Annotated in this window: 20 protein-coding genes and 2 pseudogenes; 15 read left to right on the top strand and 7 right to left on the bottom strand. The window is 66.2% G+C overall.

Features of this window, described 5'->3' with window-relative positions; genetic code table 11:
• Positions 1–41: 41 nt before the first annotated feature.
• On the bottom strand, positions 42–980 hold the full coding sequence (locus tag ACQPW1_RS27215) for a TauD/TfdA dioxygenase family protein (protein WP_433654407.1): 939 nt from the start codon (positions 978–980) through the stop codon (positions 42–44).
• Positions 981–1,113: 133 nt separating this feature from the next.
• Positions 1,114–1,689 (bottom strand): CGNR zinc finger domain-containing protein, encoded by a 576-nt coding sequence (locus tag ACQPW1_RS27210; protein ID WP_433654406.1) that lies wholly within the window; start codon positions 1,687–1,689, stop codon positions 1,114–1,116.
• A gap of 70 nt (positions 1,690–1,759) precedes the next feature.
• Here ACQPW1_RS27210 and ACQPW1_RS27205 point away from each other — a divergent pair, with 70 nt between their 5' ends.
• The 7 genes from ACQPW1_RS27205 (at position 1,760) to ACQPW1_RS27175 (ending at position 7,464) form a co-directional block, all read left to right on the top strand.
• Positions 1,760–2,503 carry a class I SAM-dependent methyltransferase gene (locus ACQPW1_RS27205; protein WP_433654405.1) on the top strand — a complete coding sequence of 248 codons (744 nt, stop codon included), beginning with the start codon at positions 1,760–1,762 and terminating at the stop codon, positions 2,501–2,503.
• 73 nt (positions 2,504–2,576) lie between these two features.
• Positions 2,577–2,822 carry a microaggregate-binding protein 1 gene (gene mbp1, locus ACQPW1_RS27200; protein ID WP_433654403.1) on the top strand — a complete coding sequence of 82 codons (246 nt, stop codon included), beginning with the start codon at positions 2,577–2,579 and terminating at the stop codon, positions 2,820–2,822.
• Positions 2,823–2,976: 154 nt separating this feature from the next.
• Entirely contained in the window at positions 2,977–3,309 is a 333-nt protein-coding gene (locus ACQPW1_RS27195; protein ID WP_433654401.1) for a plasmid stabilization protein, read from the top strand.
• Positions 3,310–3,516: 207 nt separating this feature from the next.
• Complete coding sequence (locus tag ACQPW1_RS27190; protein ID WP_433654400.1) at positions 3,517–3,978, top strand: SRPBCC family protein; 462 nt, start codon at positions 3,517–3,519, stop codon at positions 3,976–3,978.
• A 139-nt stretch (positions 3,979–4,117) separates the two neighbouring features.
• Entirely contained in the window at positions 4,118–5,554 is a 1,437-nt protein-coding gene (locus tag ACQPW1_RS27185) for a CHAD domain-containing protein (RefSeq protein WP_433654399.1), read from the top strand.
• A 265-nt stretch (positions 5,555–5,819) separates the two neighbouring features.
• Positions 5,820–6,326 (top strand): hypothetical protein, encoded by a 507-nt coding sequence (locus ACQPW1_RS27180; protein ID WP_433654398.1) that lies wholly within the window; start codon positions 5,820–5,822, stop codon positions 6,324–6,326.
• A 247-nt stretch (positions 6,327–6,573) separates the two neighbouring features.
• Positions 6,574–7,464, top strand: a complete 891-nt coding sequence (locus tag ACQPW1_RS27175; protein WP_433654397.1) for an aromatic prenyltransferase — start codon at positions 6,574–6,576, stop codon at positions 7,462–7,464.
• 64 nt (positions 7,465–7,528) lie between these two features.
• Here ACQPW1_RS27175 and ACQPW1_RS27170 read toward each other — a convergent pair.
• Positions 7,529–8,073 (bottom strand): annotated as a pseudogene (locus tag ACQPW1_RS27170) (MerR family transcriptional regulator).
• Between the two features lie 134 nt (positions 8,074–8,207).
• Here ACQPW1_RS27170 and ACQPW1_RS27165 point away from each other — a divergent pair.
• From ACQPW1_RS27165 to ACQPW1_RS27155, 3 genes are all read left to right on the top strand, one after another.
• Positions 8,208–8,477 (top strand): hypothetical protein, encoded by a 270-nt coding sequence (locus ACQPW1_RS27165; protein ID WP_433654395.1) that lies wholly within the window; start codon positions 8,208–8,210, stop codon positions 8,475–8,477.
• A 196-nt stretch (positions 8,478–8,673) separates the two neighbouring features.
• Positions 8,674–10,194, top strand: a complete 1,521-nt coding sequence (locus ACQPW1_RS27160) for a protein kinase domain-containing protein (protein ID WP_433654394.1) — start codon at positions 8,674–8,676, stop codon at positions 10,192–10,194.
• Positions 10,195–10,443: 249 nt separating this feature from the next.
• Complete coding sequence (locus tag ACQPW1_RS27155; RefSeq protein ID WP_433654393.1) at positions 10,444–10,824, top strand: PLD nuclease N-terminal domain-containing protein; 381 nt, start codon at positions 10,444–10,446, stop codon at positions 10,822–10,824.
• On the opposite strand, the gene ACQPW1_RS27150 is transcribed toward ACQPW1_RS27155, so the two are convergent.
• From ACQPW1_RS27150 to ACQPW1_RS27140, 3 genes are all read right to left on the bottom strand, one after another.
• Positions 10,825–11,838, bottom strand: coding sequence for a hypothetical protein (locus ACQPW1_RS27150; protein WP_433654392.1), 1,014 nt, complete (start codon positions 11,836–11,838; stop codon positions 10,825–10,827).
• 72 nt (positions 11,839–11,910) lie between these two features.
• A complete protein-coding gene (locus ACQPW1_RS27145) occupies positions 11,911–12,384 on the bottom strand; it encodes a hypothetical protein (RefSeq protein WP_433654391.1) in 474 nt (157 codons plus the stop codon).
• 43 nt (positions 12,385–12,427) lie between these two features.
• Positions 12,428–12,892, bottom strand: a complete 465-nt coding sequence (locus ACQPW1_RS27140; RefSeq protein WP_433654390.1) for an ester cyclase — start codon at positions 12,890–12,892, stop codon at positions 12,428–12,430.
• Positions 12,893–13,073: 181 nt separating this feature from the next.
• Here ACQPW1_RS27140 and ACQPW1_RS27135 point away from each other — a divergent pair, with 181 nt between their 5' ends.
• The 4 genes and pseudogenes from ACQPW1_RS27135 to ACQPW1_RS27120 all read left to right on the top strand — a co-directional run bounded on the left by ACQPW1_RS27135 (position 13,074) and on the right by ACQPW1_RS27120 (position 17,956).
• Positions 13,074–15,689 carry an AAA family ATPase gene (locus ACQPW1_RS27135; RefSeq protein ID WP_433654389.1) on the top strand — a complete coding sequence of 872 codons (2,616 nt, stop codon included), beginning with the start codon at positions 13,074–13,076 and terminating at the stop codon, positions 15,687–15,689.
• A 101-nt stretch (positions 15,690–15,790) separates the two neighbouring features.
• Positions 15,791–16,585 (top strand): adenylate/guanylate cyclase domain-containing protein, encoded by a 795-nt coding sequence (locus tag ACQPW1_RS27130; protein ID WP_433654388.1) that lies wholly within the window; start codon positions 15,791–15,793, stop codon positions 16,583–16,585.
• 110 nt (positions 16,586–16,695) lie between these two features.
• Positions 16,696–17,442: an N-acetyltransferase family protein gene (locus ACQPW1_RS27125; RefSeq protein ID WP_433654387.1), complete on the top strand. Its 747-nt coding sequence runs from the start codon at positions 16,696–16,698 to the stop codon at positions 17,440–17,442.
• 101 nt (positions 17,443–17,543) lie between these two features.
• Positions 17,544–17,956 (top strand): annotated as a pseudogene (locus tag ACQPW1_RS27120) (nitroreductase/quinone reductase family protein).
• Positions 17,957–17,994: 38 nt separating this feature from the next.
• Here the strand turns inward: ACQPW1_RS27120 and ACQPW1_RS27115 are convergent.
• Positions 17,995–18,636, bottom strand: coding sequence for a TetR/AcrR family transcriptional regulator (locus ACQPW1_RS27115; protein WP_433654386.1), 642 nt, complete (start codon positions 18,634–18,636; stop codon positions 17,995–17,997).
• Between the two features lie 121 nt (positions 18,637–18,757).
• Between ACQPW1_RS27115 and ACQPW1_RS27110 the strand changes: the two genes are divergently transcribed.
• Positions 18,758–19,528, top strand: a complete 771-nt coding sequence (locus tag ACQPW1_RS27110) for an alpha/beta fold hydrolase (protein WP_433654384.1) — start codon at positions 18,758–18,760, stop codon at positions 19,526–19,528.
• The last annotated feature ends 33 nt before the right edge of the window (positions 19,529–19,561 follow it).

Here is a 19,561-nt window from a genome sequence, read left to right as displayed (position 1 = left end):
CGAATCCGCAGTGGAGACAAATACATCCGTGCCGACGCAGGTTATGCCGCGCCTTTCAGCGGCTCGACGGCCGAGTAGTACTCCGCATTGCCCGAGATCACGGTGCTCGACGTGCCGTCGACGCCGACGGGGATGCTGCCCGCCAGCGTGATCCGGGTCAGCCTGCGGTGTTCGCTGCCGTCGTAGTCGTCGATCGCGTAGTGCTGGGTGGCGTGGTTGTCCCACATCGCGACGTCACCGCGGGACCAGTCCCAGCGGACGGTGTGCTCCAGGCGCGTCACCCGGTCCTGGAGCAGCCGGAACAGCGCCTGCGATTCGCTGCTGGACACACCGACGAGCTGCTTCACGAAGCATCCGAGCAACACAGCGCGTTCACCGGTCTCCGGGTGCACGTGCACCACCGGGTGTTCGGTCTCGAAGTAGGTGGATTCGAACTCGCGACGGTAGGCCTTGGTGCTGTCGTCCAGGCGTTCCTCGGTGTCCGCGGCGTAGTCGTACTGGTTGGTGTGCCGGGCGCGCAGGCTTTCGGCCAGCCGCTTGAGCGGTTCCGGGAGCGAGTTGTACGCGGCGACGGTCGAGGCCCAGGTGGTCGAGCCGCCGTAGCTGGGCAGTGCGACCGCGCGCAGGATCGAGGCTTTCGGCACGCGATCGACGAAGGTGACGTCGGTGTGCCACACGTTGGAGCGACCGTGGTTGGAGTCGATGGCCAAGGTCTTCACGCCCGCCGAGGTGAGGGTCGGGTGTGGCGTGGTCGGGTTGCCGAGGAGTTCGGCGAATTCGTACTGTCCGTCCTCCGTCAGGTGCTGCTGGCCGCGGAAGAAGATCACCTTGTGCTCGTTGAGCGCCGCGCGGATGGTGGCCACGGTCTCCGCGTCCAGGTCACCGCCTAGTCGGACGCCATCGATGCGTGCGCCGATGTGGGCACCGAGGTTGACCACCTGTACGGCGGTGTCGGTCTCCGCTGGGTAATCGACGGACATACCAAGGCCTTTCGCTGAACCACATGGTCCAGACAGACGAAACCATCCGTGGTTTAGCCTGACCAGTATTACGGTCACCCAGATCAGAACGTCCGGTCGTCGCGTACCGAACGTCTAAGCGCTGGTACTCGGTTCAGGTGGTTGTTGCCCGACGTGCTCGGAATGCCGCTGTCTTGGCACGGTTCTGGCATGCGGTGCTACAGAACCGCTTGGTGCCGTTGCGGGAGGTGTCCAGGTAAACGCGGTCGCAATTGTCCGCCGAGCAGACGCCGATCCGGTCGGCGTGTTCGCTACCGAGCACGAAGGCGAGGCCGACGGCGCACGCGGCGGCGATGCCGGGGACGAGTGCGGCATCCGCGGAGTGGAAATGCAGGTGCCAGGGTTGCGTGCCGCGCCGGATGAGGGTCGGCCTGGCGCTGTATTCGGTGATCATCGAATTGACCTGTGCGGCAGCGGCATCCATGTCCTCGTCGGCGACCGCGGCGAACACCCGGTGCAGCTGCTCGGCCGCCCGGGCCAGATCTGCGGCGTCCTCCGGTTGGACGTGATACCGGTATGCCGCGAAGACCACGCTGTCCAACCGCTCGAGCAACTCCGCGTCGTCGGCCGCTGGTGGATACGGCTTGCCGCGACTTTCGCCCGGAACGGCGGCGTTCACCAGTGCGACCCCGTCTTCGACCACGCCTAACGTGTGACTGTCTAAACGCACTTGATCAGTCACCTCACTCTCGCTACAGTCGTTACTGTCGTTGATAGTTATGACAGTAACGGAGTCGTTCATGTCGCTCACGCCCACCCTCGCCCAGGCCTGGATCGACCGCTGGGATCGTCAGCAAGAGGGATATCTGCCCGACCGCGAGATCATGTTCGCGGTGATCGCGGACGCCGTCGCCGCCAAGGCCGACCGCCCGGACCCGCTCGTGCTCGATGTGGCCTGTGGTCCCGGTTCGCTCGGTGCCCGCATTCGCGAACGTCTGCCGCTCGCGCGTGTCATCGGCGTCGACGCCGATCCGGTGCTGCTCGAATTGGCCCGCACGGCATACGGATTCGAACTCGTCGACCGCAACCTCGCCGATCCGGCCTGGATCGCCGAGCTGCCCACCGAGCCGATCGACGCGATCGTCAGCACCACCGCACTGCACTGGCTCTACCCCGACCAGCTCGCCGCGCTTTACGCGCAATCCGCGAAGCTCCTCCGCCCCGGCGGCATACTGCTCAATGGTGACGACATGGCCACGCGCGCAACAGATATCGACCAGCTCCACCAGGCAATCGGCACCGGCCAGCTCGAACGAGAGGGCGTGGGCGACCGCGAGAACTGGGAGCAGTGGTGGACCGCCATCACCGCCGAACCAGAACTGGCCACCGCGGTCGCCGAACGAGACGACCGCCGGTGGGAACACCCATCTGACAGCGGCGCCACCTACGAGCAGCATCTGAAGTTGTTGCACGAAGCCGGATTCCGGACCGCGGAATCGATCTGGCAATACGGCCGCCGCCGAATCATCGCCGCCGTCAACTGATCCCGGATTGCCGCTACGGATAGCGGGTATGCGCCCGTTGTCAGTCGTTCGTCGGATATCTCGGAGGTTTTTAGTGTCGGAGCATAAGAGTGGTCCCCGCGAGGGCGTCGAAGGCGTCGTCGAAGGCGTGAAGGGCAAGGTCAAGGAGGCCGCTGGCGTCGTCACCGGTGACGAGAACCTCAAAGGCGAGGGACAGGCTCAGCAGGACAAGGCCGAATCCGAACGCGAAGCGGCGGCAAAGGAAGCCGCAGCGGAGAAAGCACGCGCGGAGGCCAAGGTGGACGAGGCAAAGCAAGCCGGTTATCAGCACGACCAGTAGTCGCCGAAGCCACGCGCAGGGCTGACGGGTGTATTCGCTTACCCCGTCAGCCCTGGCTTGCGATATCCGCCGCTCATCGCGCGAATTCAAGTGGTGCTGATCGCCCCGGTTTACCGTCCGTCGCGCGGGTATCCGGCGGGCAGGAGGTGTGATCATGCCGAAGGAATGGACCGACAAACAGGACCGTCAGTACGAACACGTCCGGGATTCGGAAAAGTCGCAAGGCGCGAGCACCCGCCGGGCCAAGGAGATCGCGGCGCGGGTGGTCAACAAGAATCGCGCACAAGCGGGTCAGACAAAGACCGCCAGCCGAACCTCGATACAGGACAAGTCGCCGCAGCAACGCGGCGGCGAGCGATCCGGCCGCCGCGGCCCCAAAGGCCCGACCCGCGACCAGCTCTATAACGAGGCTCGCCAACGCGGCATCCAGGGCCGTTCGAAAATGACCAAAAGCCAGCTCGCCCAGGCACTCGGCGGCAAGAAGTGACCGCGCAAACCTGACCTCCGCCAACAGGACGGCAGTGCGCCGACCCCCCACCAGCGGGCCGACCTCGGCGCGCCGCCGCAAACCGTTCGGCGACGGCCGTTTCTGCTGGCGTCGGCCGGGTATCACGACCGCTGACCGAGTCGCCGAAAGCGACTGTCGAAGGGCTCGACCCAGCGACTGCGGGGTCGAGCGAGGAAAGGGGTACATATGAGCACCTTGGCCGCCACCGTAGACGTCGAGGTACCGGTCCGCACCGCCTACAACCAGTGGACGCAGTTCGAATCCTTCCCGGAATTCATGGAGGGTGTGGAGGCGGTGCAGCAACTCGACGATCGGCATACGCACTGGCGGATCCACGTCGGCCCGTCGACGCGCGAGTTCGACGCGACCATCACCGAGCAACACCCCGATGAACGCGTCGCCTGGAAATCCGACAACGGCCCCCAGCACGCCGGTGTCATCACTTTCCACCGCCTCGACGACAACCACACCCGCATCACCGCCCAAATGGAGGTCGACCCCGAGGGTTTCGTGGAAAACGCCGCCGATGTTCTCGGCGTCCTGAAGCACCGCGTTCATGGCGATATGCAGCGCTTCAAGCAATTCATCGAGGGCAGGCACCACGAAACGGGCGCATGGCGTGGCGACATCGCGCGCCCCGACGCCTGACCAGACGTCCCCTATTCGTCAGCCGCGAGGAAGTCAGTTTCGTTGGCAGCGAAGGGATTCCGGGCGAACGGGGAGCGTGAAGGTGGGACAGCGCCGATCCGCCCTGTTTCGGGTGCTGTGCGCCGGGAAGGCTATATGGATGAAGGACGTACTGGAACGCGAAAGCAAATGGGAGGTCGACCGGGAATTCACACTTCCGCCGATCGATGACTTGGTTCCCGGCGGCCACGTCGAGGAAACATCGGTCGAACTCACCAGCACCTATTTCGATACCACCGCGCGCGACCTGCTCACCCACCACCTGACCCTGCGTCGCCGGGCCGGTGCTGACGAATCGGGTTGGCAGCTCAAGGTTCCGCAGGGTAGCGGCCGTGTCGAGGTGGTCGCCGAATGGTCCGACGAACTGCCGCGCGAACTCGCCGAGGTGGTCACCGGTGCAGCGTTGGGTCGGCAACTCCACGCGATCACGACGATTCACACGCTGCGCAACCGGCACCGCGTAGTCGGGCCGGACGGCGAACTGATCATGGAGATCGACGACGACGTCGTGCGGACGACGCCCGTCGACAAGGACGTGGACGCGCTTGCCTGGCGCGAGATCGAGGTCGAGCTCGGCCCGCACACAGACGCCATCCCGACCGAGTTGGCGGACCGGCTGGTCGAGGCGGGCGCCGCTCCGTCGAAGTATCCGTCCAAGCTCTCGCGCGCGGTATCGCAGCCGCCCGAGCGGAAAGTCGCGGGCTCGAAGGCGGAACGGGCAATTCACGCATACCTGGCCGCGCAGATCGACCTGATCTTCGCCGGGGACGTCGCGCTGCGCCGCGGCGAGGATCCGATTCACGACACTCGCGTCGCGACCAGGCGACTCCGCAGCACACTGCGCGTTTTCGGCAAGCTGCTGGACCGCACCGCGATCGGCGGCATCGCCGACGAGTTGAAGTGGTACGCGGGACTGCTCGGCGAGGTCCGCGACTGCGAGGTGCAGCGCAGCCGTCTCGCAGGCAAGATCGACGAGCTACCAGCCGAACTCGTGCTCGGTCCGGTGGCCGCCCGCATCGAGGCGACGCTGCTGGAACAACAGCTGGCGAGTCGGCAGGTGGTCGCCGAGGCGATGGACTCGCCCCGCTACCTGGCGCTGCTCGCCACCCTGCAAGCATGGAAGACGCAGCCGCCGTTGACGATTCGGATTCGCAAACACGAACTCGTGCGGTGCGCCCGCCGAGCGGCGGGCAAGGCCGACAAGCGGCTCGCGAAGGCGATACGGAACCGGCGAGATGAGTCGCTGCACCGTGCCCGCAAGGCCGCCAAACGCGCCCGTTACGCCGCCGAACTGCAAAAACCGGTGCGAAAGCGCGCGCAGGCGACGTCGAACATCAAGTACTACAAGCGGGTTCAGCGCGTGCTCGGCGACCACAACGACGGCGTCGTATCGGCCGGGTTCCTCTGGCGAACCGCCACCGCCGCGGGCACGGCGGGCGCCGAGAACGGCTTCACGTACGGCCTGCTCTATGCCAACGAAAAGCATGTGGCCGAGCAAGCGCGAGACTCGATCGCCGCGGTCGCCGGACGCCGATAGTTACCGACGTCGGTGCACGGAAATGGTGCTGACAACGAAAGCATGCGTGATTGCGCATGGCAATTCGGGCGCGTACAAAGGTGAAGCGGGTTGCTGTCCAAACGGTTTCGTTGTAATTCGGCACAGCCGGGGGTTTGCCGTTTTGTGATATCAATCGGCTATTGATTCGCCATTGACAACTGGCGCATGGATGCTGAATTCTTGCCGGGTGACGGGGAATGGGCCGAGCCGGCGAACACCGCCTCCGCACTTCTTAGGAGAATTGATGACTTTGCCGCAATGGCCCGACCACGACATCACTCAGCTACGTGAGGTCGCGGACAGGATCGCGACCCTCATCCAGCGGAACACCGACGGTAGCGGGGGACTTCCTCGTTTCGTCGATGCGCTGCGGCAGAGCGGGCCGATCGCGGAACTGCTGATCGAATACTCGGTCCGCTGGTTCAACGACAGCAACGGCGAGTCCGTCCTGCTCGGTCCGGAGCTGTACTGGCTGCTGACCGAGACCGTCCCGGTGGAAGACCGGGGGACCGCTGGTGAGGGTTTGGGCCCGGCGGGTATGAACTGCCATCCGGTGACCCGCACCAGGCAGATGCTGCTGATCTGCGTGCTGGAGAAGCTGTCGACGCGACCGTGGCGCCCGGAAACTCCCGAGCAGGCCGCGGCGATGGTCAAGCGGCGCTACAGCGACAACGCGCGGCCCGTGCTGCCCACCCGTGCGGCCGAGCAGGTCGGCGTCGAAGGCGTGATCACGACCTCGCAGTTCCCCTAGCACTCGGATCCTCGAGCCTGGATCACTGCGCGCCGCAACGTCGTTACTCATACCAACGCCACCTCCGTTGTGTGCGCCGTCACAGTGGTCGGGTTGCTCGCTCATCGTCGACGCGCTGCACGATGACCGACACGACTGGCCGCGTTTGCTCAGCGGATTCTGGGTCCGGCCCCGCCTGTCCGCGGCGAGCGCTATCGTAGATTCGTCCCACACCCGCACTGCCTGTTGCACTTCGAGGTGACGGTCTATGAGCGTGACAGCAGAAGGTTTCCGGCAGGACCTGCGCGAGTTCGCGCGACTGGCCGAAACCCGTTACGACCCTGATGTTGTGGATGCGCTATTGGCCGCGCTGGCCGGAGGGTGGGCCGAGTCCTGGCTCGCCGTGCGCACGACGACGCATCCGCCGCCGGTCCGACAGGTCAGCGCGCGGTTCATGAACCTACCGGCGGCACTGGATCCGGTCGGCCAACTGCGCGCGGCCGGGCTGCTCGGCTTCGACGGGCATCCGATGGAGGAACTGCTCGCAGAGGTATCGGCCGCGGTGCCGGTGGACTGGGGCGTCGACCTTGCAGTGGACAGCGGAGTTCAGAAGATCTGGACCGCTTTCCCGGACCTGATCAGCGTGGATCGGATCGTGAGCTTTCCGGGGATGCCCGCATCGGCGCGCGCCCACGCCGCACATCTGAACCGGTGGGGCGGTGGCGAAATCGCGTTGATGGCAGTCGATTTCGTCAACCGAACACTGAACTTGTACACCCAGATACTGCGGCCCGGCCAGCTCGCCGCCACCGACATCGCCACGATTCTGCGGGAACTCGATTTCGTCGCCGCCGATGCGGACGAATTGTCCGCGCTCGCTTGGCCTTACACGGTGTACGCGACCTTCGACTGGACCTCGCCCAGCATCCAGCGGATCTGTTTTCCCGCCCGCTACACCGCCGAGACGTTCCCCGCGCTCGATCCGGTGCTGACCCGCTTCGTCAACGGCGCACCGTTCGCGGGACCGGGACGACCACGCGGATTTGCCTTCTACGCCGCCTATGGCCCCACCGAGCGGTACTACAAAGTCCAAGCCGACTACACCTCGGCGGCGCGACAGACACTGCCGGGTGGTGTCGGGGTTCCGCAATCTCGATAGTGCCCGACGCAGGCGGAATCTGCTGCGCCCGAACAGGAGTGGGACGCCTCGGAGCCCATGCCGGTCAAGTCTGCTCGGAGCCGGGCGGCGTTCCCAGCAGTTCTCCCATGCGGCGTAGGACATCGATCTGGGCGGGGTTGTAGAGGTCGTTGATGGCCGCACTTATCGTGCGGCTGGCGAAGTGCGTCCCGCGCGGCGTCTCGGCATCGAGGCCCTGAAGTTGCGGGTGGCTCGCGAGCAGCACCCGGACCGGCGATATCAGCCTTTCGGCCAGCTCATCGCGGGTGCGCTCGTCCGCATCCGCCGCCGTTCGATAGTCCCCGCCAACTCGGCATCCAAGCTGCGCAGCGCCGCCTCGGGATGCTCGTCCGCCGCCCCCATCTCCGCAATGCGCGCCAACGAAAACCCGAGATCACTCTACCGCGTGATCCGCAACAACCGAACCAAATGCGCAACGCCATAACTCTTGTACCCGTTGGACTTCCGCTCCGGCTCGGCAAGCAGCCCCACCTCGTGATAGTGCCGCACCGCCCGCAAACTCGTCCCCGCAAGCTCGGCCACCTGACGAGTACTCCACGCCACGACTGCCTCCTCGCATCTCGCCGACATCGACCCCAGTCAAAACCATGCCGCCACGGCCGAGTCAACCCTCGTTGCGCGTGGGTGTGCTGCGAAGAATCACGTGTGGGATGTCAATCGTTCAGACGACGGTGTATCACGTGAATGGGTGGGAAAATATCTCTATGTTCGAGCCGAGAGAATTTAAAAAGGCCAAAAGGGACGTCGAAGAAGCGGTGCGCAGCGTTATCCAGAGTTCGCATCTCGGCACGTCGAACGATGTGGCCGCTCGGATGGTTCTCGAAGTGCAGGCCGAGAGATTTCGGTCGCTCGGCGGTGATGTCGGCAAGGCGGTGCATGGCCAGGGTTGGTATGCGCGAGCAATCATGGGATCCACGGCGTGCACCCGTGAGTTCATGGAGCATCTGGCTACGACGGCCGCACGTGTTCATTAGTCGAGAACCCAGCTAAGCAGCGCTGCAACGGATTTCGTTAGTCGGCAGTCGGCAGTCGGCCCGGCCTGGCGCTCGGCGAGCATGGAAAACGACGGCTCAGCTGTCCGTAACGCTTTCGCTCTGGGCGACGAATGTTGTATTGAGGCTCTGTACTTATTATCGCCCATTCTACCTACATATCCGAAAGAGGCCCGCCATGGGTCAATCGTCGATAACCGGCACGCGCGTCGGCACGCAGTTCGGCCATTACCAGCTGAATGCCTTGCTCGGGCAAGGCGGCATGGGAGAGGTTTACGAGGCCTACGATACGGCCAAGGACCGAACCGTGGCGGTGAAGATTCTGCGCGAGTCGCTGGCGAACGACCCGGTTTATAAGGAGCGTTTCCGGCGCGAATCGCATGCGGCTGCTCGACTGCGGGAACCGCACGTCATCCCGATCCATGACTGGGGCGAAATCGACGGCGAGCTCTACATCGACATGCGGCTCGTGCAGGGGCACAACCTACGGTCGCTGGTGACCGGCTATGGGCCGATCGCACCAGCCCGCGCGGTAGCGCTCATCGAACAGGTGGCCGCCGCGTTGGACGCGGCACACGCCGACACCCTGATTCACCGCGACGTCAAACCGGAAAACATTCTCGTGACCCGCGACGACTTCGCCTATCTGGTGGATTTCGGCATCGCCCACTGCGGCGCCGATCCGGGCCTCACTGCGTTGGGGTCAGCGATCGGTTCGTACGGATACATGGCACCCGAGCGGTTCGACGACGTGCCGGCCACCAACCGCGCCGACGTGTATTCGCTCGCCTGCGTTCTCGACGAGATCATGACTGGTGAGCGACCTTTCCGCGCGACCAGTGTCAGCCAGGTGATCAAGGCGCACTTGACATCTCCGCCGCCACGGCCCAGCAGTATTCGTCCCGGAATTCCGGCCGGATTCGACACTGTCATCGCCCGCGGAATGGCGAAGGATCCGAAGGATCGGTATCGCACCGCCGGAGATCTCGCCCGCGCGGCTCGCGCGGCTTTGTCGTCGCCGCAGCGTGTGGCGCCGACCGCGATCGTCGATCACGCGGTCTCGCCGACCACTGTCGTGCAATTGGGCAAGGCACCGTCGTATGAGGCGACCGCAGTCCGACCGGCCACCGGCCACGGCTCGGTCGCGGATATCGCTTCTCGCACAAACCCATCCGCCGCACCGGATGGCATCTCTTATGGGAGTCTCCAGTACCCGAGTGGGCTCTTTCCGTCGCAGGCGAGACGGTCGCGCATCGGCTCGGTCGCGGTGACCTTGTTGGTGGTGGTGCTGCTCGGCCTCGGCGGAGTCGTGGCATGGCTGGTCGTTTCCCAGTCGAAGTCCAGCGAGGTCGCCTCGACCAGCGGTGTGCCCTCGGTCGGTTCGGTACAACTCACCGCTGTAGTTCCTGCGGTACCCGCCGCGATGGCGAGCTTGCCGCCCACCGCGACGCCGTGTGCGTCGGTGTTCGGCCGAACCGGCCCGTTCACCGCATCCGCGGCGGGCACCAGTGTCACGTCGTGCCCGTTCGCCGAAGAGGTTCGTCGCGCCTACGCGGCCAGCGGCCCGCCCGCACCCCAGCCGGGCCCGGTCGTCGCGGTCAGCCCCGTCACCGGACTCACCTACACCATGATCTGCACGGCCAACACAGGCCTGGTCAGTTGCACCGGAGGCAACGACGCAGTTGTGTACGTCTATTGAGATCCGGCTCCTGACCTCGAGCACCTGATAGGTGCCCGCTGCAATGAGACGCGCATCGCACCTCGAGGCGCGACGCTCGCCGGTCCGATAGGGTGTGCACTTGCACGGCCGCGGGGGTTGATCGGGGCCGCTGAAACTAATCGAGATTTGCCAGTTTCGGGCAGGACATGCCCGGGCCGGTTGGGGGAGATTCGCCGCGAATCGCCGCACGGACAGGTCGTTGGCTGGCACGCGCATGAGGAGATATCGATGCCATACGCGATTGTGGGTCTGCTGACCTTGGCGCTGTGGGTCTACTGCCTGATCGACATCATCACCTGTCCGGACGCGGGCATTCGCCACCTGCCCAAGCTGGGCTGGCTGATCGTCGTCATCTTGGTGCCCACCATCGGCGCCCTGCTATGGCTCTTCGTCGGCCGACCGGTCAACGAGGGCCGCCCGCGCTCGACGACCGGTTACGCAGAGTACGACCGGCCGGGTCGCTACGTCGCCCAGGATCCGGAGGCCGACGCGGCGTTCCTGGCGGGCCTGCGCGAGCGGGCCGAACAACAGCGCGCCGAGGCCCGCCGCCAGGAGGCTGCTCGCCAGCGTGACGTGGACCAGCGCCGCGAGCGGGGCGAACAGCTCTAACTACGACGACGCCGGATTCCAGCGCCGCGCCAACTCGTCGAGCCGATCGCGGATGCGCCGAATCCTTGTGCTGGGCGCGGTTTTCGGAGCGAACAGCGAAACCGACAACGGATTCAGCGGTGTCTGCACGGGATGCGGCACATCTTCGCGCTGCAGGACACCGCCGAGTTCCGGACCGTATCCCAGATCGACCACGATCTGATCGGTCCGATACTCGACCCGGTTCACCATCGGCCGCAGCGCCAGCGCGACGATCTCGGGTATCAGTCGCACCAGCAACGCAGGCGCAAGGCCGACGATCACGGTGGCTGCGGCGACCGCCGGGCAAGCGACGAGGACTCTACTGAACACGGTCCAGCCGACGGTGAAGACTCGAGAGCTCCGCGCAGGCAACCGCCGCGCGATCGTCTCGCCGACGACGATCAGACCGAGCCCCGACAGCAACGCCCGCTCGATCCAGACAACGGGCACATTGTAATGTCGAAACACCAACTGCGAGAACGCCGCTCGCCCCTGCACGCGCTGCGCGAGTTGATGTGCGAGCACGGCTTCCAACTCCCGCGGGGCGAGCTGCTGCAACGATTCGGGCTGCGTCGTGATCATCCGATCCGGCACCACGAATCGCCGGTTCGCCTCCTGTATCCACAACGTATAGGACGCGGCGGTCACGCCTGCCTTGTGCGCGACCTTCTCCCACGCGGCGGTCAACACGCCCTGCTCGTCGGAGGTCGGCGGCCGCAGCCGGAATACCCGCAACATCCACCGGCGTTCCGCGCCCCGGAAACACACCGCACTCCAGAAACCGCACACCAGAAACCAGGCCACCGGCAGCGCGCCCGGTACACCGACACCGAGCGCGCGCCCGAGCCCATACAGCAAGACGGTCATCAATCCCGCGGACGGTAACGCGGCCAACAGCAGCACGATCCACGCCCGCACCCGGTCCGCGGTCGACCGCCGGGCAACAGCAGTTCCGCCTGGGTAATTCGCCTTCGCGATCACTTCGGAGGTCATGCCCGACCGTACAGCGGATTCCGGCCACACCGTTAAACCAGCGGTGATCAGTCGATGGCCATCGACTGGCCATCAGTGCTCGGGAATCGGGTGTTGATCGGCCTTGTCGAGGGTTGGTTGCGCGGGCTTGGCGGCGTTGTCGCCGGACGCGTCCGCCCCGGTCCGGCCGTTCGAACGATCCGCAACGCCGTCCGGCCCGTAGCGCTTGCGCAACAGCTGGTGAACGACACCGACGGCAACACCGGCGACGACCACGAGTCCGGCGAGCAAGGGGTTCATATCCTTCGAAAGGCTCGGTGCACGATCGGGCCGGAATATCCAAATACCCAGCGGGACAGCATAAGCCGCGGCAAGTGCCCCGGCCCAGCAGCGAAGTCGACGGAGTCGAACATCGCGGAAAGTACCGACCAGGACGACTGTGACCGGAATTACGGCCACCATGGCGAACTGACCGACGATCAAGACCGGGACGGCCCAAGCCGAAATCGCGACGGATCGAGCAGCGGGGTAGCTGCCGCGGTCAGTGCGCGGCGTTGTGCGGGACATGGCTTTCTCCTTCGGTGGCCGCGAGACGCGACCGGGTTCGTGGTCAGAGTTGGACGCCGAGGGTGGCCAGCAGCACGTGCACATCGGAGTTGACCCAGTACTCGGCGATCTTGCTCTGCTCGATGCGCAGGATGTCCGTGCCGGTGAATCGGACCGGGGTGCCCGGGGCGGCGGTCGCGCCGGGGAATCCGGCGCCGTAGGTGCCGACCGCGACCCAGCGGATCGCGAGGTGGTCGAGATCGACGATCGGACCGACTTCCACGGTGAACACCAGTTCGGTGAAGGCGGCACGGGTCTGCTTGATCCAGCCGATCAAACCGTCCGGCCCGCGGACGGCACGGTCGTCTCCGCCGCCGAGCAATGCGGCGTGCAGTGCGAAGTCCTGGGCGAGGATGTCGTCGGCGAGGGTGTAGTCGCCGTTCCAGAGGATCAGCCACCCGTCGAGTAGGCGTTGGGCTGCGAGTCTCGCGTCGGTACTGGTGGTTGTCGAGTTCTGCTGTGTTTCCATGTGAATTAGTCTCGCGGCGGCGCAGGTTTGCTCGCGTCGGTGATTCCTACCTATACCCAGGCGCGCCCGCTGGATACGTAGATGTGGCACTCCCGCCTCATCCACGCCAAGATCGGGTGGTGAGCGGGCGTCAACGAGTGAAAATGCACAGCACGACGGAGCCGAGCGGCGAGGGGCGGTCGTGAGTTATCTAGTCGGACGATCCGACGAGACGGCGCGACTGCTCGCGCTCTTGCACGAGACGAGGGAATCCCGCGGTGGCGCGATAGTGCTGCTCGGCGAGCCGGGTATCGGCAAGAGCTCGCTGCTGGACCAGCTGGCCAAGGCGGCCACCGGCGTCATGGTCATGCGCGCCACCGGTGCCGAATTCGAGATGGAGCTGCCGTATTCGGCGCTGCACCAGCTGTGCACGCCGGTGCTCGAACACCTCGACGCGCTGCCGGCCCCGCACCGCACGGCGCTGCGGATCGCGTTCGGCATGGAGACCGGCACCCCCGATCCGTTTCTGGCCGGTGCGGCCGCGCTCGGCCTGCTGGTCGAGAACGATCGACCGCTGCTGTGCCTCATCGACGACGCGCAGTGGCTCGATCATGCCTCGGCGCGGGCACTGGCATTCGTGGCCCGCCGGATCGCCGCCGAACGGGTGGCACTGGTCTTCGCCGCGCGCGAAAGCACGCCCACCCTGGACCAACTGCCTCGGCTGGAGGTCGAGCGGCTGAGCGAATCCGAGGCGCGCGCGTTGCTGGTTCGCGAGGTCCACTCCTCACTGGACGTGCGCGTTCGCGACCGCATCCTGTCCGAGGCACGAGGCAACCCGCTCGCCCTGGTGGAACTGCCGAGGACCGCGGGGCTGGCCGGCATGGCGGGCGGTTTCGACCTGCCCGCGCCACGCGCCGCCGAACGCAGCTTCCGCGCCCGCCTGGAAGTGCTGCCGCCCAAGACGCGGCTGCTGCTGACCGTGGCCGCCGCCGAGCCGACCGGTGATCCCGGCCTGCTGTGGCCTGCGGCGAAGCTGCTGGATATCGAGGACGCGGCCGCCGACGAAGTACCGATGGTCGAGTTCGGCACCAGGGTTCGGTTCATTCATCCGCTGGCCCGTTCGGCGGTCTATCAGGCGGCGACCGCGGCGGATCGCCGCCGCGCACACGGCGCGCTTGCCCAGGTGAGCGACCCGATCGCCGACCCCGACCGGGTCGCCTGGCATCGCGCACTGGCCAGCGTCGGCCCGGACGAGGAGGTGGCGGCCGCGCTGACTCGGTCGGCGACCCGCGCCCGGGCTCGGGGCGGCGAGGCCGCCGCTGCCGCTTTCCTGGAACGTGCGGCCGCCCTGACCCTCGAACCCGGCATGCGATCCGAGCGGATGCTCGCCGCGGTCGAGGCCAAGCTGTCGGTCGGTGACTTCGGTGTGGCCGCGGAGTTGCTCTCCACCCTCGACTCCGATGATCCGCGCGTCGACCTGCTGCGTGGCCGAATCTCCTTCGCCCGCTTCCGCGGTGGCGACCAGCCGACCGCGCATCTGCTCCGCGCGGCCACCCGCCTGGCGGACCAGGACCCGGCCGGTGCGCGCGAATGCTACGTGGACGCGATCGAAATGGCTTTGCTGACAGGCGGTCTCGACGCGGTGATCGAGGCCGCACGGACCGCACCACGCAGCCCGGAACCGCACACCAGCGCGGACGTCATCCTGGACGGCATGGTCGCGCTGGTCGACGAGGGACATCAGGCGGCCGCGAAGCTGCTGCGCAGCAGCGTGGCCGACGATTCCGACGGCGTGTGGACCCGCTGGCCGACCCTGGGATTCCTACTCGCCGTGGAACTTTGGGATCGCGACGCCATGCGCCGCATCGCCACCCAGGTTACCGAATCAGGCCGCGAGCTCGGCTCGTTCCACATGCTGCCGATCGGGCTGGCCATGCTCGCCACCATCACCGCGCACGCCGGCGACCTCGGCGGCGCCACGGCGATGATCTCCGAGGAGGAAGCGATCGCGGAGGCCACCGGCGCCGCACCGCTCGTCTATCCGCGCATTCACCTGGCGGGATTGCGCGGTCGACGGGCCGAGGCGGAGGAGCTGTTCGCGGGCGTCGGACCGCACATGACCCTCAGCGTGCAGTACGCCACCGCCGTCCTCAACAACGGCCTCGCCGACTATCCAGCGGCATTGCAGGCCGCCGAACGAGCCGTCGCCACAGGCGATCTCGGGATGGCTGGCCAGGCGCTGCCCGAACTGATCGAGGCGGCGATGCGCTGTCACCAACCGGAAACCGCACGCACCGCGCTCGCCGCATTGGCGGATCGGGCCGGTGCGGGCGGTCAGCCGTGGGGACTCGGAATCGAAACGTACGCAAGGGCTTTGGTAGAAGATGACGAAGACGCCTACCGCCAAGCCATAGCGCTGCTGGGATCCAGCAATGTCGCCGTCGCCACCGCCCGTGCGCACCTGGTCTACGGCGAATGGCTGCGCCGACAAGGCCGCCGCCGTGATGCCAAGGCCGAACTACATCACGCTCATGAGCAGCTGTCGGCGTTCGGCGCGGAGGCGTTCGCGGCGCGCGCGGCGGCCGAGCTGCGCGGCACGGGGGAGCAGACCCGCGGTCGATCCGCACTCGTCTCGGACACCCTCACCGTGCAGGAGGTGCACATCGCGCGGCTGGTCGCGGAGGGAGCCACGTCCAAGGAAGTGGCGGCCAAGCTGTTCCTGAGCCCGCGCACGGTAGATGCCCACCTGCGCAACATCTTCCGCAAACTCGGCATCACCTCACGACGGCAACTCCGCGATCTTCCGACCATCCGATAACCGCGCTGAGCATGCCGGGCTTCCCGTCGAGGCGACGCAGGGTGCGGTGGTCGGCTAGGGTCGGACTCGCTCTGGCCGACCACTTACCTGCGACGGATCCCATGATCATCGAGCTCGTACTCGCGGCGATCGCCGTGCTGGAGGCCGTCGGTCTGGTCGTGTTGTTCGTGCTGCTGACGCGCAGCCGCCGCGAGTTCGACGAGCTGCAACGCAAAGTCGACAGCAGGCAGCTCCTGATGATCAGTGGTCGAGAAGCGGTGAAGACCGTGTGGGATACCGCGAACCTGTTGCGCAAGAAAGGGTTCCGTGGCGCGGTCCTCACCTCGATCGAGAATCTGGCGGGTTGGGCCCAGGTCGAACGGCCTGACCTCGCGGGACTCACGCCCGACGGCCACGTCGTGATCATGTTCTCCGATATCGAGGGATCCACCGCCCTCAACGAACGGCTGGGCGACCAGGCATGGGTCAAACTGCTCGGCCGCCACGACCGGCTGATCCGCAACCGCGTCACCGAGCACGGTGGGCACATCGTGAAGAGTCAGGGCGACGGCTTCATGATCGCGTTCGCCGAACCCGAGCAGGCGGTGCGCTGCGGATTGGCTGTGCAGAGCGCGCTCGGCAACGGGGCCAAACTCGTTGGGCGCGAGCATGTTCGCGTGCGGATCGGCATTCATATGGGCAAGTCCGTTCGGCGCGGCGATGATCTGTTCGGCCGGAATGTGGCCATGGCGGCCCGGGTGGCCGATCAAGCGGGTGGCGGGGAAATCCTCATCAGCGAGCCGGTTCGGGAGGCGGTCGCCGACGAGCCGGATATCGCCGTCGGCGCCGGACGGGAAGTCGAGCTGAAGGGTCTGCACGGCACTCACCGCATCTACGCGGTCGAACGCGTGGGCTGAATCCGCGGAGCGTCGGCCGTTGTTGGTGGTCCGAATCGTACGAGGGAGCCGTAGTGTGGGCTGTCCGCTGCTATCGAAGTCATGCGATTCGGAGATCGGGGTAATCGGGAGTGAGTACCGAGGTCGTGCGGGGTGTCGGGGGAGCGGCACTGGCCTGCTACGAGGAGGAGAGCAGGGAAGGGGTCCGCTGGGCCGATGATCTGCGCCTGGTCGAGGCGGCTTCGCCGGTCGATGCCGCGGATCGCATCGTGGTGGAGTTGTCGGGCTGGGGCGCGACGACGCAGGCGGTACTCGGTGCGCACCTGGTCGAGCGCGGAGCCGGCGTGCGGCGCGAATTCGATACCTTTACCCATGGGCTGCAAGGCTTCTCGCCGCCACTCGCGCCGACCCTACTGCCATCGAATCTGGCGGTGCGTCCCGCCGAAGCGGTCGATCCGGCAGAGTTGCGTGAGACGTATGCCGCCGCATACCCGGTCGGGCACCCCGATCATCACGACATGAGCAAGTTCGAGGACCTGCTGGCGTTGATGGCGGGCACCCTCATGGGGCCGCTGTTGCCCACCAGTGCGGTGCTGATCGACACCGACCGCGGCGTCGGCGTCGCCGCCGTGCTCGCGCACGACTGTCCCGGCATCCCGCCCGAGGAAGGGCCGTGGATCTCCGAGGTCTTTCGTGACCCGGCGCCCGCCTATCGCGGCATCGGTTCGCTGCTCCTGCGTCACGTCCTCGAGGCATCCGCTGAGGCAGGCATACCCGCCCTCGGCTTGGCAGTTACTGCGGGAAACCCTGCCGCCCGGGTCTATGCGGACATCGGATTCGTCCGGACCGCGCGGTGGGTCGATCTAGTCCTGCCCTGACAGCCGCGGACAAGCATTCCTTGTCATCCGACGAGACACGCCCTAGCATCGAGACAAAGAGACGTGATATGTCTCGCAAGTATCCCACTGAAGGAGTGTCGATGCGTGATCGGATCGAGGTCAAACGGCACGTTGTCGGGTGGGTGCAGCGGCATATCGCCAACCCGGTCGCCCGTCGGCTACCGGGGCAGGCGCTGATCGAAACGATCGGCCGCCGCAGTGGCCTGCCGCGCCGTACGCCGATCGGCGGTAGGCGCGTGGGTGATGCGTCTGGTTCGTGTCCGAGTTCGGCGAACGCTCGGACTACATCCGCAACATCATCGCGAATCCTCATGTCCGCGTGCGAATTCACGGCCGCTGGCATTCCGGCATCGCCCACTTGGACCCCACTGACAACGCGAAACGTCGGTTACGTGAACTGCCGCGGATCAACAGCGGCGGTGTCCTGATCATCGGTGGCGAATTGCTCACCGTCCGGGTCGATCTCGACTCCGCGGGTAGTGTAGCGGCCTGATCGGCGATGTGCAGTTTCCTCGCCCGGCGCCGGTCGAGCTAGCGCTTCGGCCCGAAAACCATTGGCGCCAATGTGCGTTGGGCATAAGCGCGAACCGATTCATCGGTACGCAGATCGATGCCCTGTGCGGTCGGCATCAGTATGCAGGCGGCGAAGAGCATCGCAACGGTCTGACCTGCCTCGTCGGCATCTAAATGTGTTGCGTGGCCGTCGGATTGGGCCTGCCGAATCTGATCGGCGATGACGGCACTGCCGAGTCGCAGTAGCGCGGCGTCGTCGGCGAGGCCCGCCGCGATGAGCCGATCCGGTTCCAGCGACGCGGTACGCGCGATGACCGGATGCTCGCGAGCCATCCGCATACAGGCCACGAAGCTCTCCACCAGTCGCGCCGCAGGATCGTCGACCCCATCGACGGCGCGTAAAACGGTGTCGGCCATGCGCTTTCCCTCACGCATGGTGGCGGCCTCGATGAGGCCGTCGAGATCACCGAAGCGGCGATACACCGTCACCCGGTTGACCCCGGCCCGCCGCGCGATCGCGTCGATCTTCAACCGTGCGACCCCGCTCGCCGCCGCCTCCACCACCACGGCATCGAGAATCTTCGCCACCGTCCGGTCGGTGCGCTCCTCCGCGCTACCGAGAATCCCGGCCGCGACGAGGGCCCCGATGCTCTGCTTCATGCACTTCACTGTAGTGCGGCCTCGATGGATGCAACGGCATTCGGCTCGTTTGTTGCATCGGCTACATTCGCTGTCTACGATCCGGGTAATCGCCGACCGACTCCATTGCCGAGGGCTGCTGATGATCTCCGATAAACCCGCGCTCGTGCTGCTCCACGGCGTCACGATGTCGGCGAAGGCGTGGCAGGACGTGACGCCGTTGCTCACGGCGCACCACGAGGTGGTCGCATTGACGGCGCTCGGGCACAACGGTGGCGCGCCGGTCACTCGACGTCCGGTCCACGTCACCGACCTCGTCGACGACGCGGAACGCGCACTCGATGACCTCGGGCTCGAACGAGCTCATCTGGCGGGAAACTCGCTCGGCGGATGGATGGCCATCGAACTGGCCCGGCGCGGTCGCGCGGACTCCGTGTGCGCGCTCTCGCCCGCCGGGTTCTGGGAGGCGGGCGCGACCGGCCAGACGGCGGGTGTGAAGAAGCTGCGCAGAATGATCGCTGTCACCCGGCTGACCCATCGATTGCAGCCTCTCGCACTACATGCGCGACTCGTGCGTCGAATCGGCATGCGTGACATCGCCCGCCGCGCCGAGCGACTCACACCTGAACAAGCACTCGAAGCAGCCCGAGATCTCCTCGGCTGCACGGTAATCGATGACCTGCTCGGCAACGAAGAACAGCTCGCACCGCTGGCCGACCCGCCCTGCCCGATCACCCTCGCCTGGTCCGCCCACGACGCCATCCTTCTCCCGGATGTCAACGGCAGCATCGCCCGCGAGCGAATACCGAAGGCGCACTTCGAGATTCTGCCCGGCGTCGGACACGTGCCGATGATCGACGACCCGGCACTCGTCGCCCGAACGATCCTCGCCACCACCGGAGCACTCACCTGAAGGTCGAGATCGAGCGCGCGGTAACCATCACTG

Source organism: Nocardia sp. CA-128927, from assembly GCF_050955855.1.
GTDB lineage: Bacteria > Actinomycetota > Actinomycetes > Mycobacteriales > Mycobacteriaceae > Nocardia.
This window is presented reverse-complemented; position numbering and strand designations above follow the sequence as displayed.